General features: G+C 61.3%; 18 protein-coding genes and 1 tRNA gene. 14 read left to right on the forward strand and 5 right to left on the reverse strand.

The features are described from left to right. Positions 1-2 precede the first annotated feature (2 nt). The gene (locus ACP_RS17525) at positions 3-509 is read left to right on the forward strand and encodes a glucosaminidase domain-containing protein (RefSeq protein ID WP_015898371.1); all 507 of its coding nucleotides are present in this window, start codon (positions 3-5) and stop codon (positions 507-509) included. On the opposite strand, the gene cobA is transcribed toward ACP_RS17525, so the two are convergent. Beyond that, positions 506-1,249, reverse strand: coding sequence for a uroporphyrinogen-III C-methyltransferase (gene cobA / locus ACP_RS15950; RefSeq protein ID WP_041840418.1), 744 nt, complete (start codon positions 1,247-1,249; stop codon positions 506-508). The two genes, ACP_RS17525 and cobA, sit on opposite strands and share 4 nt — an antisense overlap. A gap of 277 nt (positions 1,250-1,526) precedes the next feature. Between cobA and ACP_RS15955 the strand changes: the two genes are divergently transcribed. The 12 genes from ACP_RS15955 (at position 1,527) to ACP_RS16010 (ending at position 18,321) form a co-directional block, all read left to right on the forward strand. Next, a complete protein-coding gene (locus ACP_RS15955) occupies positions 1,527-2,780 on the forward strand; it encodes an efflux RND transporter periplasmic adaptor subunit (RefSeq protein WP_041839679.1) in 1,254 nt (417 codons plus the stop codon). Continuing rightward, positions 2,777-6,121 carry an efflux RND transporter permease subunit gene (locus ACP_RS15960; protein WP_015898374.1) on the forward strand — a complete coding sequence of 1,115 codons (3,345 nt, stop codon included), beginning with the start codon at positions 2,777-2,779 and terminating at the stop codon, positions 6,119-6,121. Before ACP_RS15955 ends, ACP_RS15960 begins: the two co-directional genes overlap by 4 nt. After that, positions 6,118-9,234: an efflux RND transporter permease subunit gene (locus tag ACP_RS15965; RefSeq protein WP_015898375.1), complete on the forward strand. Its 3,117-nt coding sequence runs from the start codon at positions 6,118-6,120 to the stop codon at positions 9,232-9,234. Before ACP_RS15960 ends, ACP_RS15965 begins: the two co-directional genes overlap by 4 nt. A 12-nt stretch (positions 9,235-9,246) precedes the next feature. Beyond that, positions 9,247-10,800, forward strand: a complete 1,554-nt coding sequence (locus ACP_RS15970) for an efflux transporter outer membrane subunit (RefSeq protein WP_015898376.1) — start codon at positions 9,247-9,249, stop codon at positions 10,798-10,800. A gap of 90 nt (positions 10,801-10,890) precedes the next feature. Then, positions 10,891-10,967: transfer RNA gene (locus ACP_RS15975), tRNA-Met, on the forward strand. A gap of 85 nt (positions 10,968-11,052) precedes the next feature. Next, positions 11,053-12,255: a S41 family peptidase gene (locus tag ACP_RS15980; RefSeq protein ID WP_015898377.1), complete on the forward strand. Its 1,203-nt coding sequence runs from the start codon at positions 11,053-11,055 to the stop codon at positions 12,253-12,255. A gap of 18 nt (positions 12,256-12,273) precedes the next feature. Then, entirely contained in the window at positions 12,274-14,547 is a 2,274-nt protein-coding gene (locus tag ACP_RS15985; protein ID WP_015898378.1) for a penicillin-binding protein 1A, read from the forward strand. An 87-nt stretch (positions 14,548-14,634) separates the two neighbouring features. Then, a complete protein-coding gene (locus tag ACP_RS17530) occupies positions 14,635-15,849 on the forward strand; it encodes an acyltransferase family protein (RefSeq protein WP_015898379.1) in 1,215 nt (404 codons plus the stop codon). A 303-nt stretch (positions 15,850-16,152) separates the two neighbouring features. After that, the gene (locus ACP_RS18715) at positions 16,153-16,638 is read left to right on the forward strand and encodes an acyltransferase family protein (RefSeq protein ID WP_041839680.1); all 486 of its coding nucleotides are present in this window, start codon (positions 16,153-16,155) and stop codon (positions 16,636-16,638) included. Further along, positions 16,611-17,306 (forward strand): acyltransferase family protein, encoded by a 696-nt coding sequence (locus ACP_RS18720; RefSeq protein WP_274426283.1) that lies wholly within the window; start codon positions 16,611-16,613, stop codon positions 17,304-17,306. The genes ACP_RS18715 and ACP_RS18720 overlap by 28 nt, the downstream gene beginning before the upstream one ends. A 68-nt stretch (positions 17,307-17,374) precedes the next feature. Further along, entirely contained in the window at positions 17,375-18,043 is a 669-nt protein-coding gene (locus ACP_RS16005; protein ID WP_238525589.1) for a GNAT family N-acetyltransferase, read from the forward strand. A gap of 47 nt (positions 18,044-18,090) precedes the next feature. Continuing rightward, positions 18,091-18,321: a glutaredoxin family protein gene (locus ACP_RS16010; protein ID WP_015898382.1), complete on the forward strand. Its 231-nt coding sequence runs from the start codon at positions 18,091-18,093 to the stop codon at positions 18,319-18,321. Positions 18,322-18,485: 164 nt separating this feature from the next. On the opposite strand, the gene ribF is transcribed toward ACP_RS16010, so the two are convergent. The 4 genes from ribF to ygfZ form a co-directional block, all read right to left on the reverse strand. After that, positions 18,486-19,454 carry a bifunctional riboflavin kinase/FMN adenylyltransferase gene (ribF, locus tag ACP_RS16015; RefSeq protein ID WP_015898383.1) on the reverse strand — a complete coding sequence of 323 codons (969 nt, stop codon included), beginning with the start codon at positions 19,452-19,454 and terminating at the stop codon, positions 18,486-18,488. Position 19,455: 1 nt separating this feature from the next. Continuing rightward, positions 19,456-20,247 (reverse strand): MBL fold metallo-hydrolase, encoded by a 792-nt coding sequence (locus ACP_RS16020; protein ID WP_015898384.1) that lies wholly within the window; start codon positions 20,245-20,247, stop codon positions 19,456-19,458. A gap of 14 nt (positions 20,248-20,261) precedes the next feature. Further along, complete coding sequence (locus ACP_RS18445) at positions 20,262-20,933, reverse strand: DUF1844 domain-containing protein (RefSeq protein ID WP_015898385.1); 672 nt, start codon at positions 20,931-20,933, stop codon at positions 20,262-20,264. A 78-nt stretch (positions 20,934-21,011) separates the two neighbouring features. Beyond that, positions 21,012-22,163, reverse strand: coding sequence for a CAF17-like 4Fe-4S cluster assembly/insertion protein YgfZ (gene ygfZ / locus ACP_RS16030; RefSeq protein WP_083770647.1), 1,152 nt, complete (start codon positions 22,161-22,163; stop codon positions 21,012-21,014). A 101-nt stretch (positions 22,164-22,264) separates the two neighbouring features. Between ygfZ and ACP_RS16035 the strand changes: the two genes are divergently transcribed. Continuing rightward, the gene (locus ACP_RS16035; protein WP_015898387.1) at positions 22,265-24,028 is read left to right on the forward strand and encodes a hypothetical protein; all 1,764 of its coding nucleotides are present in this window, start codon (positions 22,265-22,267) and stop codon (positions 24,026-24,028) included. Positions 24,029-24,098 lie beyond the last annotated feature (70 nt).

Genomic DNA, 24,098 nt, shown 5'->3' on the forward strand with positions numbered 1-24,098 from the left:
CCATGGGCTTCGCCCTTTTTCTGTTTCAGGAGGATGAGCAAGGCATGAGTGTGCAGAGCGAGTTTTTAGCGAAGGCCTGCGCGGCGGCGCGGGCGGCGGGGCACGTGTTTCCTGAGATGGCGGCCTGCGAGGCGGCGCTGGAGTCCGGCTGGGGACATTCGCGGCTCACCGAAGAGGCGAATAACCTCTTTGGCCAGAAGCAGGATGCCGGGCGCAACGAGGGCGTGGGCACGCTGGCGATGCCGACCCGCGAGTTTCTGCGCGGGGAGTGGGTGACGGTCGAGGCCGAGTGGGTGAAGTTTGCCGATTGGCAGGCCAGCTTTGCCGGCCGCATGCAGATTTTGCGCGCGCTGAGCGCCGAGTATGCGAGCTATGCCGCGGCGCTGCGGGCGAAGACGCCCGAGCAGTTTGTGCAACTGGTGTCGGAGCGATGGTCGACCGATCCGCGCCGCGCGGCCAAGGTGGTGGAGATTTATGACGCGCACCGCGCCGCGCTGACTGTCGTCTAGAGCCCGAGGGGCTCTGTTTCCGCGAAGACCCTGCCCACCATCACCAGCGCGGGGGCGGGCAGCGCCGGGTGCGAGGTTAGTTCCGCCAGCGTGAGGCGCACCATCTGCTGCCCCGGCAGGCTGCACTGTGAGATCACGGCGCAGGGCGTCTCCGGCGGCAGGCCGCTGGCGGCGAGGTCATGGGCCAGCCCCGCGTAGTCTGAGCCGGGCATGTAGAGCGCGAGCGTGGCCGAGGCGAGATTTTCCGGCAGGCGAAAGTAGCGGTGCTCGCCCTCGGTGCGCCCGGCGCGGTGCCCGGCCAGCAGCAGCACTCCTGAGGAGGCATCGCGCGCGGTGAGCGGGCTTTCGAGCGCAGCGGCAGCAGCCAGCGCCGCCGTGATGCCCGGCACAATTTCAAAGGGAATCCCGGCCTGCCGCAGCGCGTGGATTTCATCGGCGGCACGGCCAAACAGCAGCGGGTCGCCCACCTTGAGGCGCAGCACGGAGCGGCCGGCGCGCGCCTCCTGAATCATGAGGGCGTCAATCTCCGGCTGGGTGATGCTCTTGTCTCCGGCGCGCTTGGCGACGCTGACCACACGGGTCTGAGCTCCGGCGAGCTGCAGAATGGCCGCATCCACCAGGCCGTCATGCAGCACTACGTCTGCGGTGGCCAGCAGGCAGTGGGCGCGCACGGTCAGCAAACCGGGATCGCCGGGGCCTGCTCCGGTGAGATAAACTTTGCCTGCCTCAGCATTTTGCATTGCTTTCATCGTGTCACAAACGGGCCAGAATTTGTTTGCTTCTGTAACGGGGTACGATTTGCGCGCTTTCATTGTATTTTCTGCAACTTTTCCGGCGTCCAGGCCGTCCATTGGACGAGCCTGCCACAACTGAAAGTTTTCCGGCTGCGCGCATCCTTTGCCGGGACCTGATCAGAGAACCGCACCAGCTCCAACACGCTCCATCGCGAATGCTAAACTCCAATTTTCGACGGTAAGTCGAACGTAAAATACGCTTCCCTGAGACATCACCCGACCTATGGACGAGCAAAATCAGACTACCCCTGTCCCTCCGGACCATCGTTTGCCTGCGCACGCAGCCCCGGATGCGCCGCCCCCGAAGAAGCGTCCATGGATCTGGATCGTCGTCCTTGTGCTGATTGTGCTGGTCTTCTACTGGGGCCTCAAGCGGCATGACAAGAACGCCAAGATGGCCGCCGGCGGCCGGGGCCGCTTCTTTGGTCCGGTCTCTCTGACCACGGCCACCGCCAGGCAGGGCAGCATCGGCGTCTATGTGAGCGCGCTCGGCACGGTGACGGCGCTGCACACGGTCTCGATCAGCTCGCAGGTGACAGGCGTGATCAACGCCGTGCATTACCGCGAGGGGCAGTACGTGACCAAGGGGCAGCCGCTGGTGGATATTGATCCGCGTCCCTATCAGGCGCAGGTGATGCAGGCCCAGGGCACGCTCAAGCGCGACCAGAACCTGCTGGCCGAGGCGAAGATGGATCTCGCCCGCTACCAGACCGCGTGGTCACACAATGCAATTCCGCGCCAGACGCTTGAGGACCAGGAAAAGCTTGTCCTGCAGGACGAAGGCACGGTGGAAAACGACCAGGGCGTACTCAAGTATGACCAGGTGCAGTTGAGCTATTGCCACATCGTGGCGCCCATGGATGGCAAGGTGGGCCTGCGGCTGGTGGATCCCGGCAATCTGGTCACGGCCAACTCCAGCACGTCGCTGGTGGTGGTGACCTCGATGAATCCCATCACCGTGATTTCGCCCATCTCAGAGAGCGCGCTCACCCAGGTGCTGGCGCAGCCGGGGCACGGCCTGGGGCTGCCGATTGAAGTGTGGGACAGCAATAAGACCCACATGATCACCACCGGCAAGGTGACCTCCATCAACAATCAGATTGACACCACCACGGGCACGGTTCTGCTGCGCGCTACCTTCAATAACAGCAAGTATGAGCTGTATCCCAACCAGTTTGTGAACACGCGGCTGCTGGTGAAGACTCTTCAGAAGCAGACGCTGGTGCCCGATTCCGCCGTGCAGCACAACGGCAATGAGGCGTATGTTTTCCTCATTCAGCATGGGCCGCACGGGCTGACCGCCAAAATGCAGGATGTGACAACAGGCGTGTCAGACAACGGGATCGTGGCCGTGCAGGGCATTCAGTCGGGCGATGTGATTGCCAACAGCAGCTTTGAGAAGCTGCAGAATGGTTCGCAGGTCAAAATCTCCAAGGTGGCGATGTCCAGCAACACGAGCGAGAGCAACGTTCCGTGAGTCCGTCGCGCCCATTTATTCTGCGGCCCATCGCAACGTCGCTGTTGATGGCCGCCATTCTGCTGGTGGGTATTGTGGCTTACCGGCAGTTGCCCATCTCTGCCTTGCCGCAGGTGGACTATCCCACCATTCAGGTGCTCACCTTTTATCCCGGGGCAAGCCCTGACGTGACGGCTTCGACGGTCACGGCTCCCCTGGAGCGCCAGTTTGGCGAGATGCCCGGTCTGAGCCAGATGACCTCGACCAGCGCGGGCGGCGTGTCGGTGATCGTGCTGCAGTTCAGTCTGCAGTTGAACATCGACGTCGCCGAGCAGGAAGTGCAGGCGGCCATCAATGCCGCGCAGAGCCTGCTGCCGGCGAATTTGCCCGCGCCTCCGGTCTACAACAAAACCAATCCGGCCGATGCGCCCATTCTGACCATGGGCGTCACCTCAAACACCATGCAGCTCTCGCAGGTCGAAGACCTGATTGATACGCGGCTGGTGCCGAAGCTTGCCCAGATCAGCGGCGTGGGCATGGTGACCATCAGCGGCGGCCAGCGGCCGGCGGTTCGCATTCAGGTCAACCCCACCAAGCTGGCCGGGTACGGCATCAGCCTTGAGGCCGTGCGCACCGCGCTCACACAGGCCAGCGTGAATGCCGCCAAGGGCAACTTTGACGGGCCACGGCTCGACTATCAGATTGACTCGAACGACCAGCTCACCGAGGCGAACGAGTACAACGATGTGGTCATCGCCTATCAGAATGGCGCGCCGGTCTTTTTGAAGAACGTGGCCACCGTGATCAACGGCGTCGAAAACGAGAATCAGGCTGCGTGGATGAACCGCCAGCCTGCGATCATTCTCAACATTCAGCGTCAGCCCGGGGCCAATACCATCTCGGTGGTGCGCAGCATCAAAGAAGCGCTGCCGCAACTGGAAGCGACACTGCCGGCGGGCATTCAACTGCACCAGCTCACCGACCTGACCACCAGCATTCAGGCCAGCGTCAACGACGTGGAGTTTGAACTGCTGCTCACCATCGGGCTGGTGGTGATGGTCATCTTCCTCTTTCTGCGCAGCCTCTACGCGACCATCATTCCCAGCGTGGCCGTGCCGCTTTCGCTGGTGGGCACCTTTGGCGCGATGTATCTGCTGGGCTACAGTCTCGACAACCTCTCGCTGATGGCGCTGACCATCTCCACCGGCTTTGTGGTGGATGACGCGATCGTGATGATTGAGAACATCTCGCGTTATCTCGAAGAGGGCTATTCGCCGATGGAGGCCGCCTTCAAGGGCTCCGGACAGATCGGCTTCACCATTCTGTCGTTGACGGTCTCGCTGATTGCCGTTCTGATTCCGCTGCTCTTCATGGGCGACGTGGTAGGGCGTCTCTTCCGCGAGTTTGCCGTGACGCTGGCGGTGACCATCATCATCTCGGCCGTGGTCTCGCTCACACTGACGCCGATGATGTGTTCGCGCATTCTGCGGCATGATCCCAAGGCGCAGCAGGGCCGCTTCTATCAGGCCTCGGAGCGCGTCTTCAACGGCATGATCGGCTTTTACGGCCGCACCCTAAAGGTGGTGCTGCGCTTTCAGCCCCTCACGCTGCTTGTGGCCGTGGCTACGCTCGTGCTCACGATTTTTCTGTACATCGTGATTCCCAAAGGCTTCTTTCCCACGCAGGACACAGGCGTCATCCAGGCCATTTCGCAGGGGCCGCCGGCAATTTCATTTGATGCGATGACGAAGCGCCAGCAGGAACTGGCCGACATTGTTCTCAAAGACCCGGCGGTGGAGAGCTTGTCCTCGTTCATCGGCGTGGACGGCATCAACACCACGATGAATACGGGCCGCATGTCGATCAACCTGAAGCCGATCAATCAGCGCGATGCGAGCGCGGCCGATGTGATCCGGCGGCTGCAGAACAAGCTGGCCCAGGTGCAGGGTATTCACCTGTATATGCAGCCCGTGCAGGACATCACCGTGGATGACCGCGTGAGCCGCACGCAATACCAGTACACGCTCGAAGACCCCGACAGCGACGAGTTGAATGAGTGGGCCGATAAATTTGTGGCCCGGCTCAAGAAGCTGCCCGATCTTGAAGACGTGGCCACGGACCAGCTCACCGGCGGCCGGGCAATCAATGTGGACATTGACCGCGTGACCGCCTCGCGGCTCGGCATTGCGCCCTCGACCATCGACAACGTGCTGTATGACGCCTATGGGCAGCGCCAGATCAATACGCTCTACACCTCGCTCAACCAGTACCACGTCATCATGGAGACCTCGCCCGAGTGGCGCGAGAATCCAGGGAATCTGGGCGACCTGTATGTGCAGTCGAACATCTCGGCGGGTGCCAGCGGGCCGGCCGCCGCGACCACATTTGCAGCCTCCGGTTCCAGCTCGGCCGGCTCCAACGCGACGACGACCGGAGTGCGCTACACGCCCTCGTCCGGCGTGATGAGCGTGCCCGGCAACCTGATCTCCACCTCGGGGCTGACGGTGAATGGCAGCTCGCTGAGCAGCGGCACCTATGGCGGAGTCACTCCGAACACCACCACGCAGGCTGTCAGCAACAGCGCCGTACCCTTGAGCGCGTTCACGCGCATCAGCTACGGAACCGAGTTGCTCTCGATCAATCATCAGGGGCAATTCCCGTCGGTGACGGTTTCCTTCAACCTGGGGCCGCATGCGGCGCTGGGCAATGCCATCAACTCGGTGGATAAGGTGGCCTCGCAGATGGGCTTTCCCGCCAGCCTGCAGCATGGCTGGGAGGGCACGGCGCAGGCCTTCAAGAGCTCGCTCTCCAACGAGGCTCTGCTGATTCTGGCCGCGCTGGTGGTGGTCTACATTGTGCTGGGTGTGTTGTATGAGAGCTTCATCCACCCCATCACGATTCTCTCCACGCTGCCGTCGGCCGGTGTGGGCGCGCTGCTGGCGCTGTTCCTCTTCGGGCAAAATCTCAACGTGGTCGCCATCATCGGCATCATTCTGCTCATCGGCATCGTGCAGAAGAACGGCATTCTGATCGTCGACTTCGCGCTTGAAGCCGAACGTGTGCGCGGCCTGAATGCGACTGAAGCTATTTATGAAGCGTGCCTGTTGCGCTTTCGCCCAATCATGATGACCACCATGGCCGCGCTGCTCGGCGGTCTGCCGCTGGCGCTCGGCACTGGCTATGGTTCTGAGCTGCGGCGTCCGCTGGGCATTGCCATGGTGGGCGGCCTGCTGTTGAGCCAGGTGCTCACGCTCTACACCACGCCGGTCATCTACATCTTCTTTGACAATCTTGGCCGGCGGCTCGGTCGCAAGCCACAAGGACCCCACCCGCAGCCGCCCGCGCAGACGGAGCTGGCATGAACCCCTGCGCACCCTTCATCCGGCGGCCCGTGGCCACCACCCTGCTGACGCTGGCGGTTGCCATCGCCGGTGCGGTGGGCTATTCGGTATTGCCGGTAGCGCCGCTGCCGCAGGTGGACTTCCCGACCATCAACGTGAATGCCAGTCTGCCGGGTGCAAGCGCCGAAACCATGGCGACCTCGGTGGCGACGCCGCTGGAGCGGCAGTTCGGCCAGATCTCGGGCGTGACCGAGATGACCTCGTCCAGTTCGCTCGGCAGTGCGTCCATCACGCTGCAGTTTGATCTGAACCGTGACATCAATGGCGCGGCCAACGATGTGCAGGCGGCTATCAATGCAGCGCGCACCTATCTGCCCGCAAACCTTCCCTCGAACCCAAACTATTTCAAGGAGAATCCCGCCGACAGCCCGATTCTCATCATGTCGCTGACGTCAAAGAAATACGACACCACGTACATGTATGACAAGGCTTCGACGATTTTTCAACAGAAGCTCTCGCAGATTAACGGCGTAGGCCAGGTCTTCATCGGCGGCGCATCCAGCCCCTCCGTGCGTGTGGAGGTGAACCCCACCCAACTGGAGAGTTACGGGCTGACGCTGCCCGACCTGCAGGCCGCTCTGAGCACTCAGAACGCCGATCTGCCGCGCGGGCAGATTGCGAACAGTTCGATGACCGCCGACGTCATCACCAATGACCAGATTTCAAAGGCTGCGCAGTATCAGCCGCTGATCGTGGGCTATCACAACGGTGCGGCGGTTCGCCTTGACCAGGTAGCGCGTGTCTATGACGGTTCACAGAACGTTCGTACTGCCGGATACACAGATGGCGTGCCCTCGGTAACGGTCATCATCTTTCGCCAGCCCGGCGCGAACGTGATTCAGACCGTGGACCGCATCAAAGCCCAATTGCCGGCGCTTGAAGCAGATATTCCAACAGGCATCGATGTACATATCGTGCATGACCGCACGGTGACCATTCGCGCCTCGGTCAAAGACGTGGAGCTGACGCTTCTGGTCGCGCTGGTGCTGGTGGTGCTGGTAGTGTTTATCTTCCTGCGCAGCCCGCGCGCCACGCTGATTCCCTCGGTTGCGGTTCCGGTTTCCATTATTGGCACCTTTGCGGTGATGTATCTTCTGGGCTTCAGCCTCGACAACCTGTCGCTGATGGCGCTGACCATCTCCACGGGCTTTGTGGTCGATGACGCCATCGTGGTGATGGAAAACATCACGCGGCACGTTGAGAACGGCATGACCCCGATGGCCGCGGCGCTCAAGGGTGCGGGCGAAATCGGCTTCACGGTCTTTTCCATCAGCATGTCGCTGATTGCGGTCTTCATTCCCATTCTGCTGATGGGCGGCATTATCGGGCGTCTCTTCCGCGAGTTTGCCGTCACGCTGGCGACGGCCATCGTGGTGTCCATGGTGGTCTCGCTCACCACCACGCCCACCATGTGCGCGCATCTGCTCAAGGGGCACGAGCCAGAGAAGCAGAACCGCTTCAGCCGCGCCAGCGAAAAGGTCTTTGACAGTCTGCTGTGGGGTTACCGCAAATCGCTGGAGTGGGCGCTGGAGAATCCGGTCCTCATCCTGATCATTCTGGGGCTGACCATTGCGCTCAACTTTGTGCTCATCGCGCGCATTCCCAAGGGCTTCTTCCCCGAGCAGGACACGGGCTTTCTCATCGGCGGTGTCATGGGCCCGCAGGATGCATCTTTCCCCTATATGAATCACTCTTTGTTACAGATCGTGAAGGTGATTCAAGCCGATCCGGCCGTGGAGTATGTGAATGCCTACACAGGCGGCCGCGGCTCTACCAATAATGGGTTTGTTTTCGCCTCGCTCAAGCCACTGAGTGTACGCAAAATCAGCGCGACGGGCGTCATCAACCGCCTGCGTCCCAAGTTGAACAAGCTGACCGGCGCCGCAATCTTTCTGCAGTCGGCGCAGGACCTCCGTATCGGTGGACGCTCCAGCAACGCGCAATACCAGTACACGATTCAGTCCGACAACGAGGCTGATCTGCTGCATTGGGGGACCATCATCAAGCAGCACATGAGCCGCCTGCCCGGTTTTGCCGATGTCAACAGTGATCAGCAGGATGGCGGACTCGCCAAGCAACTGGATTACAACCGCATGACCGCTGCGCGTCTGGGGCAAACCTCGCAATCGCTCGACAGCGCCGTCTATTCCGCCTTTGGGCAGTCAGAAGTGTCGGTGATTCACAGCCCGCTCAACCAGTACTATGTCGTGCTTGAGGTCGCGCCCAAGTACTGGCAATCTCCCGAGGGGCTGAACAGCATTTACCTCAAGACCGGCAGCAGCGGCAGCAATGCTTCCTCCATGACGCCTCTGAGCCAGTTCGCGCGCTTTGAGACGACGACCACGCCGTTGCAGATCAATCACACGGGGCAGTTTCCCTCGGTGACGATCTCCTTCAATCTGCAGCCGGGCGTATCGCTGAGCACGGCGACGAGCGAGATTGACCGGATGGAAGAGCAGATTGGCCTGCCCGGCACCGTGCGCGGCACCTTCTCCGGCACCTTGCAGGCATTTCAAAAATCGCTCTCCACCGAGCCCATGCTCATCATCACGGCCATTCTGGCGGTCTACATCGTGCTGGGGGTTCTGTATGAGAGCCTGATGCATCCGCTCACAATTCTTTCCACGCTGCCCTCGGCCAGCGTCGGCGCGATGCTGGCCCTCATGCTGTTTCACAAGAACCTCGATGTGATCTCGATTATCGGCATTATTCTGCTGATCGGCATCGTGAAAAAGAATGCCATCATGATGATCGACTTTGCGCTGATGGTGGAACGCAACGAGGGAAAAAGTCCGCACGATTCCATCTTTGAGGCCTGCATGCTGCGCTTCCGGCCGATCATGATGACCACCACTGCCGCACTGGGCGGCGCGTTGCCGCTTGCCTTTGGCACCGGCATTGGCGCCGAGCTGCGGCGGCCGCTGGGCATCACCATCGTGGGCGGCCTCATGCTCAGCCAGATCATCACGCTCTATACCACCCCGGTGGTGTACCTTACGCTCGACCGTCTGCGCCTGCGGCTGCAGGGCAAGCAGCGCGATACTTTTCATCCCGGGGAACAAGCCGCCCATTAGCGGAGAACTGCCATGAAGATTCGACCACCCCATACCCGTTATCACCGCCTGCTGGCCGCTGCCACGCTTGTATCGCTGGCCGCGCTGGCCGGCTGCAACCTCGGGCCCAAGTATCATCCGCCCGCGCCGCCGCAGAAGCTGCCTGCGAACTACAAGGAATCCACCGTGCATTTTCAGGATGCTCCCGGCTGGAAGGTCGCGCAGCCCAGCGCGCCGATGCTGCATGGCGACTGGTGGCAGATATTTCACGACGCCGAGCTGAACAAGCTCGAAGGCGAACTGAACATCAACAACCAGAACATCAAGCAGTACTTTGAGAGCTTTCTTGAGGCTCGCGCCCTCGTGGCCGAGCAGCGCGCCAGCTTCTGGCCCACGCTCACCACCAAGCCGACCTGGAACCGTTCGCTGGCTTCCTCCACCATGTCGAACACCTACAACACAGGCACGGGTGCTTCCACGGCCACCAGCTCGGGCCAGAAGAGCACCATCATGGCGCTGCCCTTTGACGCCTCCTGGACGCCCGATCTCTGGGGACAGATTCGCAATCAGGTGCGCACAGCCGAGTACGCCTCGCAGGTCAGCGCCGCACAATTAGCCAATGAAAAGCTGACCGAGCAGGCCAGTCTCGCGGCCTTCTACTTTCAGTTGCGCGGGCAGGATGCGTTGATTGCCATTCTGCAGCAGACCGTGGCGGCCGATCAAAAGGCCTATGACGTGAACCTGTCGTCCTACAAGACCGGCGTGGGCGACTACATCTCGGTGGTTGAGGCCAAATCTACTCTCGAGAGCGCGCAGGCGCAGCTCACTAATCTGCAGGTGGCGCGCGCGCAATATGAGCATGCGATCGCGATGCTGATTGGCCAGCCGGCCACCAGCTTTTCGCTGCCGCCCGATCCCGGCTTCTTCACGCCGCCCCCCATCCCGGTGGGCATTCCTGCCGAACTGCTGCAGCGGCGTCCTGACATTGCCGCGGCCGAGCGCACGCTGGCCGAGGCCAATGCCACCATCGGCATTGGTTATGGTGCGTTCTTTCCCGCCATCACGCTGTCAGCGAGCGGCGGCTTTGAGAGCTCCACCTTCTCGCGCTGGTTTGAGTGGCCGAGCCGCTTCTGGTCGATCGGGCCTTCCATTTCGCAGACCATCTTCAATGGCGGACTCTACATCGCGCAGCTTCATCAGTACTCGGCCACCTACAACGCTGATCTGGCCACCTACCGCCAGACGGTGCTGGCGGCCTTTCAGCAGGTAGAGGACAACCTCTCGGCAACGCGGCTCTATTCGCAACAGATACTGCAGCAAAAAGCAGCCTTGGCCGATGCGCAGAAGTACCTGGCGCTGGAGCAGGGCCGCTACGAGAGCGGCATTGATCCTTATCTGAACGTGATCACCGCGCAGACCACCGTGCTCAATGACCAGCAGACCCTGGCCCAGGTGCAGGTGCTGCAGATGACCTCGGCCGTGCAGTTGATTGAGGCGCTGGGCGGCGGCTGGGACAAGTCGCAGTTGCCCACCCCCCGGCAGGTGGGCGCCAAGGTGCCCAAGAGCGAATACAAGCTGCAGCATTGATGGCATTGCCGGAGCGGCAACATTGACCCGCTCCGGCAATGCTTCGTATGATGAGAGAGCGGCTCCCGCCTGTTTGCGGAACCTGAGCCCGGCGGCGTAGCTCAGATGGTTAGAGCGACGGACTCATAACCCGTAGGTCGGAGGTTCGATTCCTCCCGCCGCCACCAAAGATCCCTTCCGTGACCTCCCACCTCGGCAACCGCAGAGAGTATGATTTGAAATAACGCGGCTTCGCTAGCGCTCTCTGAATCTATGTCTCGAAACTTCAAGCATGTTGTCCTCGGCCTCGCGGCCGCCGTGATTCTGGTCATCTTCCTGGGCGGATTCGCTCCGGCTGGCGTCAGCAGCCATCCCCTCGACAATGCCTATCAGCAGATGGGGGTCTATGAAGAGGTTCTGCACAAGATTCAGGCCGACTATGTGACGGTTCCTGACCTTGCCGACGTCACCACGGGCGCGCTGCATGGCCTGCTCGAATCCCTCGATGGCGATTCGGCCTACCTGACGCCTGTGGAGTACAAGCAGTACCTTGCGCATCAGAATGACGGCACCGCGCAGGTGGGTCTCATCGTTTCGTCGCGCGCGGGCTATGCCACGGTGGTTTCCGTGGTGCCTGACAGCCCTGCGGCCGGGCAGAAGATTCAGGATGGCGACATGATCGAGGCCATCAACGGACAGTCCACCTACAACATGTCCGTGGCCATGGTGCGTCTGCTGTTGCAGGGCCAGGCCGGCAGCAAGATCACGCTGCGCATGATCCGCGCACAGAGCATTTTGCCGGTCAACCTCACCATGACGCGCGCTGACAACCTGGCGCCCGCGCTCGAGGTGAAGCAATACGCAAACAACAATATCCTCTACATCAAGCCGTATTCGCTCACGACGCATCGCGTCGATGAGGTGATTGCAAAGCTCAAGAGCATGCCTGCCAATACCAAGGTGCTGCTCGATCTGCGCGACTCCGCGCAGGGTACCGAGGCCGACGGCCTGCGTTTGGCGAATGCTTTTATTCAGTCCGGCACGCTGGCCTCGCTGCACGGCCAGACCCTCGCGACCAAAGTCTTTCAGGCCAAGCCTGAGGACTTTGTCACGCACGCTCCGCTGGTGGTTCTCGTTAACCACGGTACGGCGGGCGCGGCCGAGATTGTGGCCGGTGCGGTGCTCGATGACAAACGCGGCGATGTGGTGGGCGACCCCACCTTTGGCGAGGGCGCACTGGTCAAGACCATCACGCTGCCCGATGGCGCGGCAGTGCTGCTGACTGTCGGCAAATATGAAACGCCAGACGGCGCCGCCATTGAAGACAAGGCCATCACTCCCAACTATCTGGTGGACGAGAGCATCGATTCCTACCTGGCCGAAGAGGGCGAACTGCCGGCCTCGGAAAAGAACACCCCGATTCAGGACGACCAGCTCAACAAGGGCCTCAGCCTGCTGCAGCAGAAAAAGGCGTAGCGGAACAGGACGGCGCGCTTGGATCGACTGGATCGACGCGGTCCCTGGGATGTCACCGAAGAGAGCTTTCACCGCAGGCCTGCTCGCGCGCAGCGTCCGGAGTTTCGTCCGCCCGCGCGCCGGCGCAAGGTGGCCGGCTCTCTCGCGCTGGTGCTGCTGGTGGTGCTTGCCGCTGCTGCCGGCTCGCTCGGCGGCGTGCTGCTCATCTATTCGGTCGATCTGCCGCAGATCTCCGAGCTTGAGCATTACCGCCCCATGTCCACCACAGAGATTTATGACCGCAACGGCCAGTTGATTGGCTCGTTTGCGCTGCAGCGCCGCACCGTGGTGCGCTACCAGGACTTCGCGCCGGTGCTGCGCGACGCCATCATCTCCATCGAAGACAAAAATTTTGAGAGCCACTGGGGCGTCAATCTCTTCCGCATCGCGGGCGCGGCTTATCACGACATGGTCTCGCACACCCGCTCGCAGGGCGCTTCCACGCTCACCATGCAACTGGCGCGCAATCTCTTCCTCTCTGACCGCCGTACCTTCTCGCGCAAGCTGCAAGAGGTACTGCTCACGCTGCAAATGGAGCACACCCTCACCAAGCAGCAAATCTTCACGCTGTATGCGAATCAGATCTATCTCGGCAGCGGCGTCTACGGCTTTGAGGCCGGCGCGGAGTTCTACTTCTCAAAGCACGCGAGCCAGCTCACCCTGCCCGAAGCCGCTCTGCTGGCCGCGCTGCCCAAAGGCCCAGAGGAATACTCGCCCATCCGCAACCCCACGCGGGCCTTTGAGCGCCGCAATCTCGTCATCGACGAGATGCTTGAGGACGGCAAGATTACCGACGCACAGGCCAACGCCGCCCGCAACGCGCCGCTGGGCCTGCACCTTGCGCCGCCGCCCAACTCGGTCGCGCCCTGGTTCGTTGAGAACGTGCGCGAAGAGCTGGACCGCCGCTTTGGCACGCAGCGCGTGCATGAGGCCGGGCTCAAGGTCTACACCACGCTTGACCTGAATCTGCAGAAGGTGGCGAATCAGGCGGTGCTGACCGGCCTGGAGGCCTATGAGCAGCGCCACGGCTGGCGGGGGCATCTGCTCAACGTGCTCGATGCCGATTTGAACCCCGAAACCTTCTGGCATCCGGACTGGTCAAACCCCGCCGTGCCCGGCGCCTGGATGCATGCCGTCGTCACCGATGTGGAGCCTTACCAGGTGACAGCGCGCATTGCCAAGCGCACCCTGCTGCTCGCTCCCGACGACTGGAAGTGGACCGGCTTCACTTCGGCGGAGAAGTTTCTGCACGTGGGCGACATCATCTATGTTCACCTGACCGCAGATGACGGCACCGTGCTGCACGGCGAGCTCGCCGAAGACTCCGGCGTCGAGGCCGCGCTGCTGGCCATCGACAACTCCACCGGCGGCGTGCTGGCCATGGTGGGCGGCCGCGACTTCAACCTCTCGCAGTTCAATCGCGCCACGCAGGCCGAGCGGCAGACCGGCTCATCCTTCAAACCCTATGTCTACACGGCGGCCGTCGAAGACGGCATCACGCCGCAGGATCACATTCTCGACACGCCGGTTTCATGGGGCTCATACGTGCCGCACAACTATGACCATCGCTTTGAGGGCAGCATCACCATCGAGCATGCCTTTGCCGATTCGCGCAACATTCCCGCGCTTAAGCTGGCTGCCAGGGTCGGCATTCACAATGTGATTGCATTGGCGCACAAATTTGGGGTGACCAGCAACATTCCGCCGTTTCTGCCCATTGCGCTGGGCGCGGTCGAGATCAGCCTTGAGCAGCAGGTCTCGGCCTACTCCGTCTTTCCGAATGACGGCGTTCGCATTGCCCCGCACCTGATTCGCAAGGTGACCGACGCGCAGGGCATTCCTTTGTTGCAGACTGAGCCGCAGGTGAGTGAAGTCATCACGGCGAAGACGGCCCGCACCATGATCGCCATGTTCAAAGACGTCATCGCGCACGGCACTGGAGAAAATGTCGCCGCGCTGCATCATGCGCTGGGCGGCAAGACCGGCACCACCAACAACTACACCGATGCATGGTTTGTGGGCTTTTCGCCCTCAACCACCTGTGGCGTGTGGGTGGGCTATGACGATCGCGAATCACTCGGCAAAGGCGAAACGGGCGCACACGCAGCGCTGCCCATCTGGACGGAATTCATGAAGGCTGCCATCACCGGCAAACCGGATGAGACCTTTCCCGGAGATGCTTTTCCACTGCCAGATTCCATGAAGGGAAGTACTATCCAGATACAACCTCATTCCGCCGCATCGCATCCTTGATGCGTGTTTGATTCACGCTTGAAACCTGCTTCTCTCTCCCCCCAAAAAGCCACGTCTGTGACATCATCGCTGTCTTAAGGGTCGCTGATGGCCATACAAAAATATCTTCGAACACTCCAAGGGAAATCATTGCCTGCTGTAATTGAAGAATTGCGCACTGCGCCGGGAGCGTTGCATTACGAAACGCGCACGCATATCGGCGCGCTGGATGGCATTCGAGGGCTGGCTGTGCTGATGGTCTTCGCCGATCATTATGGCAATCTCGACGCCTACTCACACTCCACCATGGTGATGCTCGCGGAGCATCTGAAATCGACGGGCTGGATGGGGGTGGACCTGTTCTTTGTACTCTCCGGCTTCCTGATTACAAACATTCTCTGGAGAACCCGGCAGCAGACGCATCGTGCGCGTAACTTCTACATGAAGCGCATCCTGCGCCTGTTTCCTGTTTACTACGGAGTCTGGATTTTTCTGCTCCTGTATAGCGCGATCACCGCGACCGGCTGGGAGCCGCGTGTTTTCCTGGAGTATCTTTTCTACGCCGGCAACTATGCGGCACCCACCCATTTGAGAATCGGCCCTTTCATGATCGACCACTTCTGGTCTCTCGCCGTGGAAGAGCAGTTTTACCTCATCTGGCCTCTGGTTTTATGGAATATCCGGCGCATGGATACAGCGCTCAGGCTGCTTGCGGCAATGTTCGGATTGTCCGCGTTGATCAAACTGGTGTGCCTGTTTGTAGATCCGAAAATTCACGCCTACTACTATTTGCCGACCCATATGGAGCCTCTTGCCGCGGGTGCGTTTGTCGCATTGGCATACATGAAGTGGCCGGATGCCTGCCAACGTGCCGCACGGGCCGGACTGGTCTTGACCGTGCCTGCCTTGGTAATTGCGTTCAATTACTTTCATGGGCTCGCTGATACGAGTCTCCGTGTCTTGACGGTGGCACTCCCACTGGTTGCGATCGCTGGCGTCTCGTTGCTTCTGCGCTCGTTGGACTCCAGAGCTTTCCTGGCAAAGCTGATGAACCTGCGTGTTCTCAGGTTTTACGGCAAGATCAGCTATGGTCTGTATGTCTATCACTACCTGTTGCAAATTCCTCTGAAGCAGGTCCTCTATGTGCCGATTCACCATGTCTTGAAAAGTCATCTTCTTGCGGGCGTTGCTTATTTTGCACTGGCACTCGCAGTGTGCACGCTCATCGCCACATTAAGCCTGCAGTTTTATGAGAAGCCATTCCTTAGAATGAAACGCCGATTTGAAGAACCTGCGGGCCCAGCCCAGGAGCAGGCAGCTTGAGCAAACGCGAGGGAGTGGAGCAATCAATGCCTCAATCGCGGCTTTCACTTGGCGGGCCCACTGCCAGCATGCCCGGCGAAACCTTTCCCGGAGTTGACGAGAAGGAGTGATATAGTCTTTTCAAGTCGAACGTAATCACTCGACTTCAGATTAATCCGCAAAATTTATAGTTCTGTAATGTGGACGGTGGATAGGTGCGCAGAGTGCTGTGCGGCTTAACGTCTACAGACGCAGCAGGCATGGTCAACAATTTCGCCTGACCCAGGCAGTCGACTAACAATGTCGAAAGAGCGGCTTAGAAAAATGAATGCCAATGTATTAGATCTCTCCCCTCAGGCGGAGAAGACGCAAATCAAGCCAAAGGCACACATCAGCGCACTCGATGGAATCCGTGGCCTGGCAGTGCTGCTGGTTTTCCTGGATCACTACGGAGATCTTACCCAGCATGCGCACTCTACCGTGCTGGTGCTCATGCAGCGAATCAAGTCGACAGGCTACATCGGTGTCGATATTTTCTTTGCTCTCTCTGGGTATCTGATTACTGGAATTCTCTGGAAAACGAAGCACGATGAGCATCGGGTCCGGAATTTCTACGCCAAGCGCGCACTTCGTCTCTTCCCCGTTTATTACGGCGTATGGATATTCCTGCTGCTGTATAGCGCCATCACTGGTGCGGGTTGGAACCCTGTGGCATTCCTGGAGTACTTATTTTATTGGGGAATCTGGCGGCACAGCATCACGGCATCATCGGTCCATTTCTTGTGGGCCATTTTTGGTCCCTCGCGGTAGAAGAGCAGTTTTATTTGCTCTGGCCGCTCGTTCTTTGGAACTGCCGAAGTTTGACTACAGCATTGCGACTGCTGGTCGCGCTGTTCTTCATTTCGCTTGGCCTGAAAATAGCGATATTAATCGGTCATTGGAACGTCCCGGCGTACTACCTTCTGCCGACTCACATGGAGTCGATTTCAGCCGGTGCGTTTATCGCGCTCGCGAATCTGCGGTGGCCCGACTTCTGTCAGCGTGCCGCCAAGATCGTGTTGCCAGCGACACTCATTGGACTGGTTGCAGCATTCGTCGTTCTGCATGGGCTGCCTGATCAAAAACTATTGCCGATCACCGTGGTTTTTCCTTTGGCTGGCGCGGGAAGCGCAGCATTGATTCTTCGGGCGCAGGATGTTGCATCTGTTTGGTCAAAGGTGATGAATTGGAAGGCGCTGCGCTTCTACGGAAAAATCAGCTATGGCTTTTACATTTATCACTACCTGCTGCGGGAAGTGCTCAAGAAGTACCTTTTCATTCCGCTTCACGGTTTAATCCACAATCGCATATTCGCTGGTAGCATCTACTTTGTTCTTGCTCTTGCAGTTTGCACGGGTATCTCCGCTGCCAGCTTCTACTTTTACGAGAGCAGATTTCTGAAGATGAAGCGCTACTTTGAGTCGCGTCCTGCTCGATAGCATGCATGTGCTCATGGCAAAGCCGCTCTTGGTATACGGAGTTAACGGGTTGCAGTAGAGGTGTGGCTATGGCGGTCACCGGAATGCAGCAGAGTGATTCACCGGATATAGGATCAGACACTTTCTCATTGCACGGCCGGCATGTCTGGCTCGAGCCGCTCACGCTCGACCATGTGCCGGGGCTGCTGGCAGCCGCCGCGGCCGATCCTGCGCTGTATGCGATGACGGTGGTTCCGCAGACGCACGCCGGCATGACAGAGTATGTGCAGACGGCGCTCGCCTGGCGCGAAGCCGGCACGGCCTTCCCCTTTGCCGTGCTGCGCGCCGACAGCGAGGAAGTGATTGGCTCAACGCGCTTCTATCAACTGGAGCATTGGGCATGGCCCCCCGGCCATCCACTGCATGGGCGTGCGACGCCGGACGCGTGCGAAATCGGCTACACCTGGTATGCCCCGAGCGCGGTGCGCACCGCAGTCAACACTGAGGCGAAGAAGCTGCTGCTCACCCACGCCTTTGAGCACTGGCAGGTGCTGCGCGTGTGTCTGCACACCGATGTGCGCAACGAGCGCTCGCGCCGCGCCATGGAGCGCATGGGCGCAAAGCTTGAGGGTATTTTGCGCGCGCACAAGATAGGCTCAGATCTCACCGTGCGCGACTCGGCCCGCTACTCCATCACGGCCGGGGAGTGGCCCGCCGTCAAAGCGCATCTTGAGGCTCTCGAGCAGCGCTACCTCTGACATTTCTCTTGCATCCGGCGCTCTCGCGGTGAATCCAAACAAAAGCCATGAAAAAGGTCACGCTTTATAGTCAACCCGGATGCCCGCCGTGTTTCGCGGCCAAGGCCTTTCTGCAATCGCGCAACGTGCCGTTTGAATACAAGGACGTGCAGGCCGACCCCGCGGCTTTGCAGGAGTTGCTCGCGCTCGACAGCCGCTCCACGCCCACGCTGGTGGTCGGCGAAGAGGTGATGATCGGCTTTGACCCCGACCGGCTCACCCGCATGCTCGAGGGGTAGAGCAGTTTAGGAAATACTGTGAACTTTCCTGCGGTTTCCTGGGTCGTCGCTCGCTGTTGGTCGCGACGACTTGGCGGCGGAGGCTTCGAGCTACACCATTTCCTAAACTGCTTTAACGCCGCTCGCACGCGCGGCAGCATGTTTCGCTTCGCAGCAGCAGGCCGTCAGCCCAGCCGCTCCGCCAGCCGGTGGTAGTGTTCGGCCTTCGCCACGTCGCGCATGATCTGCGCCTTCAGCGCCTCTGGGGAAGGGAAGGCCTGCTCGTCGCGCAGCCTTTGCAGAAAGCAGACTTCCACCGGCGTCTCCGGCGTGATTTCGACCGGGTCCGCTTCCGGATTCCAGCCCAGCAGATACGACTCAATCGCAAAGCGCTCCACGCCAAAGGTGGGGCGCACGCCGCAGTTGGTCACCGCGCGAAAGCTGCGCTTCGCCGCGCCCGCGCCGATGCGCACGCGCGTCACATACACGCCATGCGCCGGAACCAGCTCGTCATACGCGGCCAGATTGATGGTCGGCACCAGCAGCCGGCTGCCGATGCCGCGTCCGCGCTCCTGCGTGGAGCAGACGGAAAACGCGCGGCCCAGCAGCGCCCGCGCCATGCCCATTTCGCCGGCCGCGATGCGGCGGCGCACTTCGCTGCTTGAGACCGGCACCCCCCGCACGGTCAACACGCGATGCCCATACACGGCAAAGCCCATCTCCTTGCCGAACTCCACCAGCTCCGGCGTGCCGGCTTCGGCGCCGCGCCCAAAGCGGAAGCTGTCGCCTTCATGCACCTCCACGGCGTGCAGTCCGCGCGCCAGCACGCGCTCGGCAAAGTCGCGGGCCGGGGTCTGCGAAAACTCCCGTGTGAAGGGCAGCACCAGCGTGGCATCGAGACCCGTGGCAGCCAGCAAATCAAGCCGTTCCGGCAGCGGAGTGATGAGTCTCGGCGCGGCCTCGGGCCGCAGCAGGCGCACCGGGTGAGGATCAAACGTCACCGCCACCGAGGCTGCCTGCAGCGCGGCGGCGCGGGCGCGCACATCGGCGATGATGGCCTGGTGTCCGCGATGCACGCCGTCAAAGTTGCCGATGGCGGCCACGGTGGGGCCAAGCGCGGCGGGAATTTCGTCGAGTGAGCGGAAAACTTGCATGTCAGATTTCAATGGGGATGCGCAATCCGTCGTAGGACAGCCGCACATGCGGCGGAAAAGTGGCTTCAGTCGCCTCGTGATCAATCTCGTGCGACATATGCGTGAACCACGCCTGGCGCGGCTTCACCACCTCTACCCAATGCAGCGCTTCCTCAAGGTTGGCGTGGCTCGGGTGCTCCTGCGGCCGCAGCGCGTCGAGAATCATGACATCGAGCCCCTCAAGCAGCGGCAGGCTTGCGTCAGGAATGCTCTTCATGTCCGTCAGATAGGCAGCGTTGCCAAAGCGAAAGCCGGAGACCTCCACGTTGCCATGCTGCAGCGGTACGCGCTGAAAGGCGGCTCCCGCCACCTGCGTGGTGTCGTGCCCGTCAATGGGGAAGAGTTGGACGCGCGCGCGAGTGGGATACTGCGACGCGGGCGAAAAGGTGTACTCAAACACGCGCTCCAGAATGCGCGCGGTGTTGGCGTCGGCGTAAAGCGGCAGATAATTCGGCCTGTGGCGAAAGCTCAGCGGGCGCAGATCGTCCAGCCCCAGAATGTGGTCGGCATGCGGATGCGTATAAAACACCGCGTCCACGTGGTGTACTCCGGAGCGCAGGGCCTGCTCGCGAAAGTCCGGCCCCGTGTCGATGAGCACGCGGCGCGGCGCACCCTCCCACTGCCACTCCACGGCAATGGAGGGCCGCATGCGGCGATTGCGCGGGTCGGTCGAGGTGCACACCGCGCAGGTGCAGCCGAGCGTGGGCACCCCCATGGAGGTGCCGCTGCCGAGAATGACGATCTCTGCCTGCATGCCGGCTGCGGAGCCTACTTCTGCCCCGGAGGCGGCTGGTGCGCGGCCTTGGAGATGGCGTTGGTGATCTCCAGGAACATCATGCGCAGCTCAAAGAGCGCGCTCTGCAGCAGCGTCTGCTCGCGCTCGCTCAGGTTGCCTTTGGTCTTCTCCTGCAGCACGCTGAGCATGTCAATGCTCTGGCGCGCGCCAAGAATATCAATGCGCGGCTTCTGCCCCGGCTCGGTACCCGCACCCATGGCGATCATGGCCGAGAGATAGATCGACTGCACCACATGATCAAACGTCACCGGGCCGCTCGCCTGCATGCCGGGATTGGCCTGCTTGAGCATGTCATCGAGCTGCTGCGATGAGGCTTGATACGCCGCATGCTGCTCGGCGGACTCCTCTGCGGTAATTGGCGCGGGCTGGTCTTCTTCCGTCGCGGCTTCCGCAGCGGCATCTGTATGTGCCACCACAGGCTCCGGGGTTGCGGCCGCTTCCGGCTCGGGCTCGCGGCGCGGCATGCTGACCACCTTGGCGGCTTTGGGAGCAGCCTCCGGCGCGGATTCAGGAGCTACTGCCTGCGGCTCGAGGGTCTTCGCGGCTTCGCTCGGGCTCGCGGTGGTTTCGCCGTCGCGCAGGTCACCGTCAAAGGTGAACTTGCGGCGGTCAGTCACGGTAAATGCGGGTGGTTTCTCGTCCATGTCTCGTCTCTCCGCGTGAGCCTCTGGCTCCACGCTTAATCTCCAAGCCTGATGGCGCGGCCTGTCTTCCGGTCCAGATCACTTCGCCGGATGCTGCGCCGCCGGGGAAAGCTGTTGTGCTGCCGATGAAAGAATTTCAGTGCGAAGTGCAGTCAGCGCCGCGGCGTCAAGCGCGCGCAGCGTGCCTCCTTCATAGGTCAATGTCTGCTGGCGCTCCATAGCCTCGTTGCGCAGCATGGCCAGCCCCAGCAGGCGCGGGCCGCCGGGCAGCGCCGCCGCACTGGTGATTTCGCCAATCGCCTGTGCCTCGCCAACCTCTACGGGCGCGGGCAAAGCGGGCAGCGTGCCGGTCAGCTCCACCACGCGCAACTGCCGATGCACGGTCGCGCGCGAGCGAATGCGCTCCACAATCTCCTGCCCCAGATAGCAGCCCTTGTTAAAGTGCAGGGGACGGCTGCCGTCCACTTCCTGCGGCAGATATTTCTCGCTGAAGTCCACGCCATACTGCGGTACGCCTTCGAGCAGGCGCAGCATCTCGAGCGCGTCCGCACCTGCGGGCATCATCCCGGCCACTGCGAGCCGGTCCCAGAAGGCAGGCGCGTCGGCCTCGGCCATCCAGAGCGTGAAGCGGGGCACCACCGGCCCATACTCCTGCAGGATAAGAACGGGCTGCGAGCCCAGATCCGGCGCATCCACAAAGGTCAGCGGACCCTCCGGCAGCGGCAGTCCGGCACGTTCCAGCAGCAGCGCGGCTTCCGGTCCGGCCAAACCGATGGCGGCGCGTCCCTGCACCTTTTCGAGCTCCACATCGTCCATGATGATGAAATGATCGAAATGCTCCGCCAGCCCCGCCACCTGCGTCTCATCGGTCACCAGCAGGATATGATCGGGAAAGCGGCAGGCCGTCAGGTCGCCCAGAATTCTGCCCTGCGCATTGAGCACATAGCTGTAGTTCGAGTGGCCGGCAGGCAGATCCTTGATCGTGTTGGTGATCATGCCGTTCAGCCAGCGCTGCTGGTCGCCGCCGCGAATCGAAAGCAGGCTGCGATGCGCCAGATCAAAAACCGCCGCGGTGCTGAGCAATGCGTGCAGCTCCTGCGCGGCATCGCCAAACCGGCGCACGATGGCGCGGCCACTTCCCTGAGCCTGATCAGAAGACCATTCGGCTCCGGGGTACTTTTCCGCCAGATGCAAAGCGAGCGGGGAGATCGCTGCAGGGGTATCTACCATTCCTTGACTCACACTCGATTATATCGGGCCGCCCCCCCGCTACCACACCCGCTTCGCGCCCGATTCACACGCAAATTACGCATTTCACAGGACATCACGGGATGAATCTTCGACCTCGCCTTTTTTTTGCCACCGCTGTGCTCGCCGCGAGCGCGCTCTCAACGCTTCCCGCCACGGCGGCGGCGCAGACTCTGGAGCCTCCTGCCGCCAAGCCGGCCAGTGCGCAGCCCGATCCCTGCTCGGCCTTCGGTCCGGCTCCGGCGGCCAAACCAGCGGCGCAACAGAAGGCGGCCGCTGCGGCGAAGGCTGCCCCTGCTCAGGCCCCGGCCCAACCTGCAGCCCAATCTGCAGCCACCCCCCCGGCCAAATCCACGGCAAAAAAAGACAAGATCATCACTCCCGCCCAGGCCAAAGAGCTCTTTGCCTCCGTCGATCAGATCATGCAGTTCGACTCCAAAGACACGGGCCTGCCCATCCGGCATCCGGTGAAGCGCCAGCTCACCACGCGGGCGGCCGTCGAAAAGTATCTCGACTCCAAAATGCGCAACGGCAAAGACGAGCGCCGCATGCAGCGCTCCGCCGTTGAACTGAAAAAGTTTGGTCTGCTGCCGCGCGACTTTGACCTCGGGCCATTCCTGATCAAGCTGCTCAAGGAGCAGATCGCCGGCTACTACGACAGCAAGACCAGGACCGTTTACCTGCTCGACTGGATCGACCCCGACGAGCAGAAGCCTGTCCTCGCGCACGAGCTGACGCACGCCCTGCAGGACCAGTACATCTCGCAGTCCCACGTCTCTCTTTCCAAGTGGAGCGGCGTTTCGCTCAACGGCATCTCGCACAACGTGGCCGAAGACAACCGGCACATCCAGCTCGACGAGGCCGATACGGCTCGCGAAGCCGTGCTGGAGGGCCAGGCCATGGTCGCCTTCATTGACTATGCGCTCGCGCCGCATGGGGCCAGCATCTCCATGAATCCCGACTTCATCCTGAGCCACATCGACGAGATGACAGCCGACACCTCCGGCTCGCCCGTCATGGCCAGCGCGCCGCGGGTGCTGCGCGAGTCGCTGATTTTTCCCTATCGCGAGGGGCTCAAATTTGAAATCTCATTGCTGCGCGATGAGGGCAAGCAGGGCGCGTTCGCCGGCGCGTTGAATCATCCGCCGTCGAGCAGCTACCAGATCATGAACCCCGCCGCCTACGAGCACCATGCGAAGGTGCCGGTGCTCACCATGCCCGACATTCATCCGCTCATCCGCGCCCACTACAAGCCGTATGACGTGGGCGTGATGGGCGAGCTGGACGTGCGCATGCTCATGCAGCTCACCGCCAGCGATGCCGTGGCCAGCCGGCTTGCTTCGCAATGGGATGGAGGCATCTACTACGTGGCGCAAAAGAAGCATTCTTCCACCCCCGTGACCACCGCTGACGTGGCCATGGTGTACCTGTCACGCTGGAAGACGCCCGGCGCGGCCGCGCTCTTTGCAAAAAACTACGAGCAGGAGCTGCGCAAACTCTATCCCGGGGCCGAGCGCCAGCTCGCGGACGATGCTTCCGGCGCCCGCATTTACACCACCACCGAGGGGCCGATGATGATCGTGCCCGAGGGCCGCGAAGTCTACGTGAGCGAGAGCTTTCCGCTGCCCCTGGCCCGCAGGATCGAAGGGCTCATGCTGGCGTCGAATCCCGCCGTCTCCGGCGGAGAAGTGGCCGCGCTCCACCCTGCGCCGCACGCTTATGCTGACCTCACCGGGGGCTTGCAACAACTGCTGCCCGCCGATGCCGTGCTGAGTATGGAACTGCCCGCCGCACAGCTCCTCGCAAAGCAGTTGGCCCGTCACGCAGCGTCGTCGCGGCAGCACTGACCGGCCGCGCTCATAACAACCCTGCCGGGAGGGCGGAAACTCAATCCCTCCCGGCATTTATACTGGCTTT

Source organism: Acidobacterium capsulatum ATCC 51196 (assembly GCF_000022565.1).
Taxonomy (GTDB): domain Bacteria; phylum Acidobacteriota; class Terriglobia; order Terriglobales; family Acidobacteriaceae; genus Acidobacterium; species Acidobacterium capsulatum.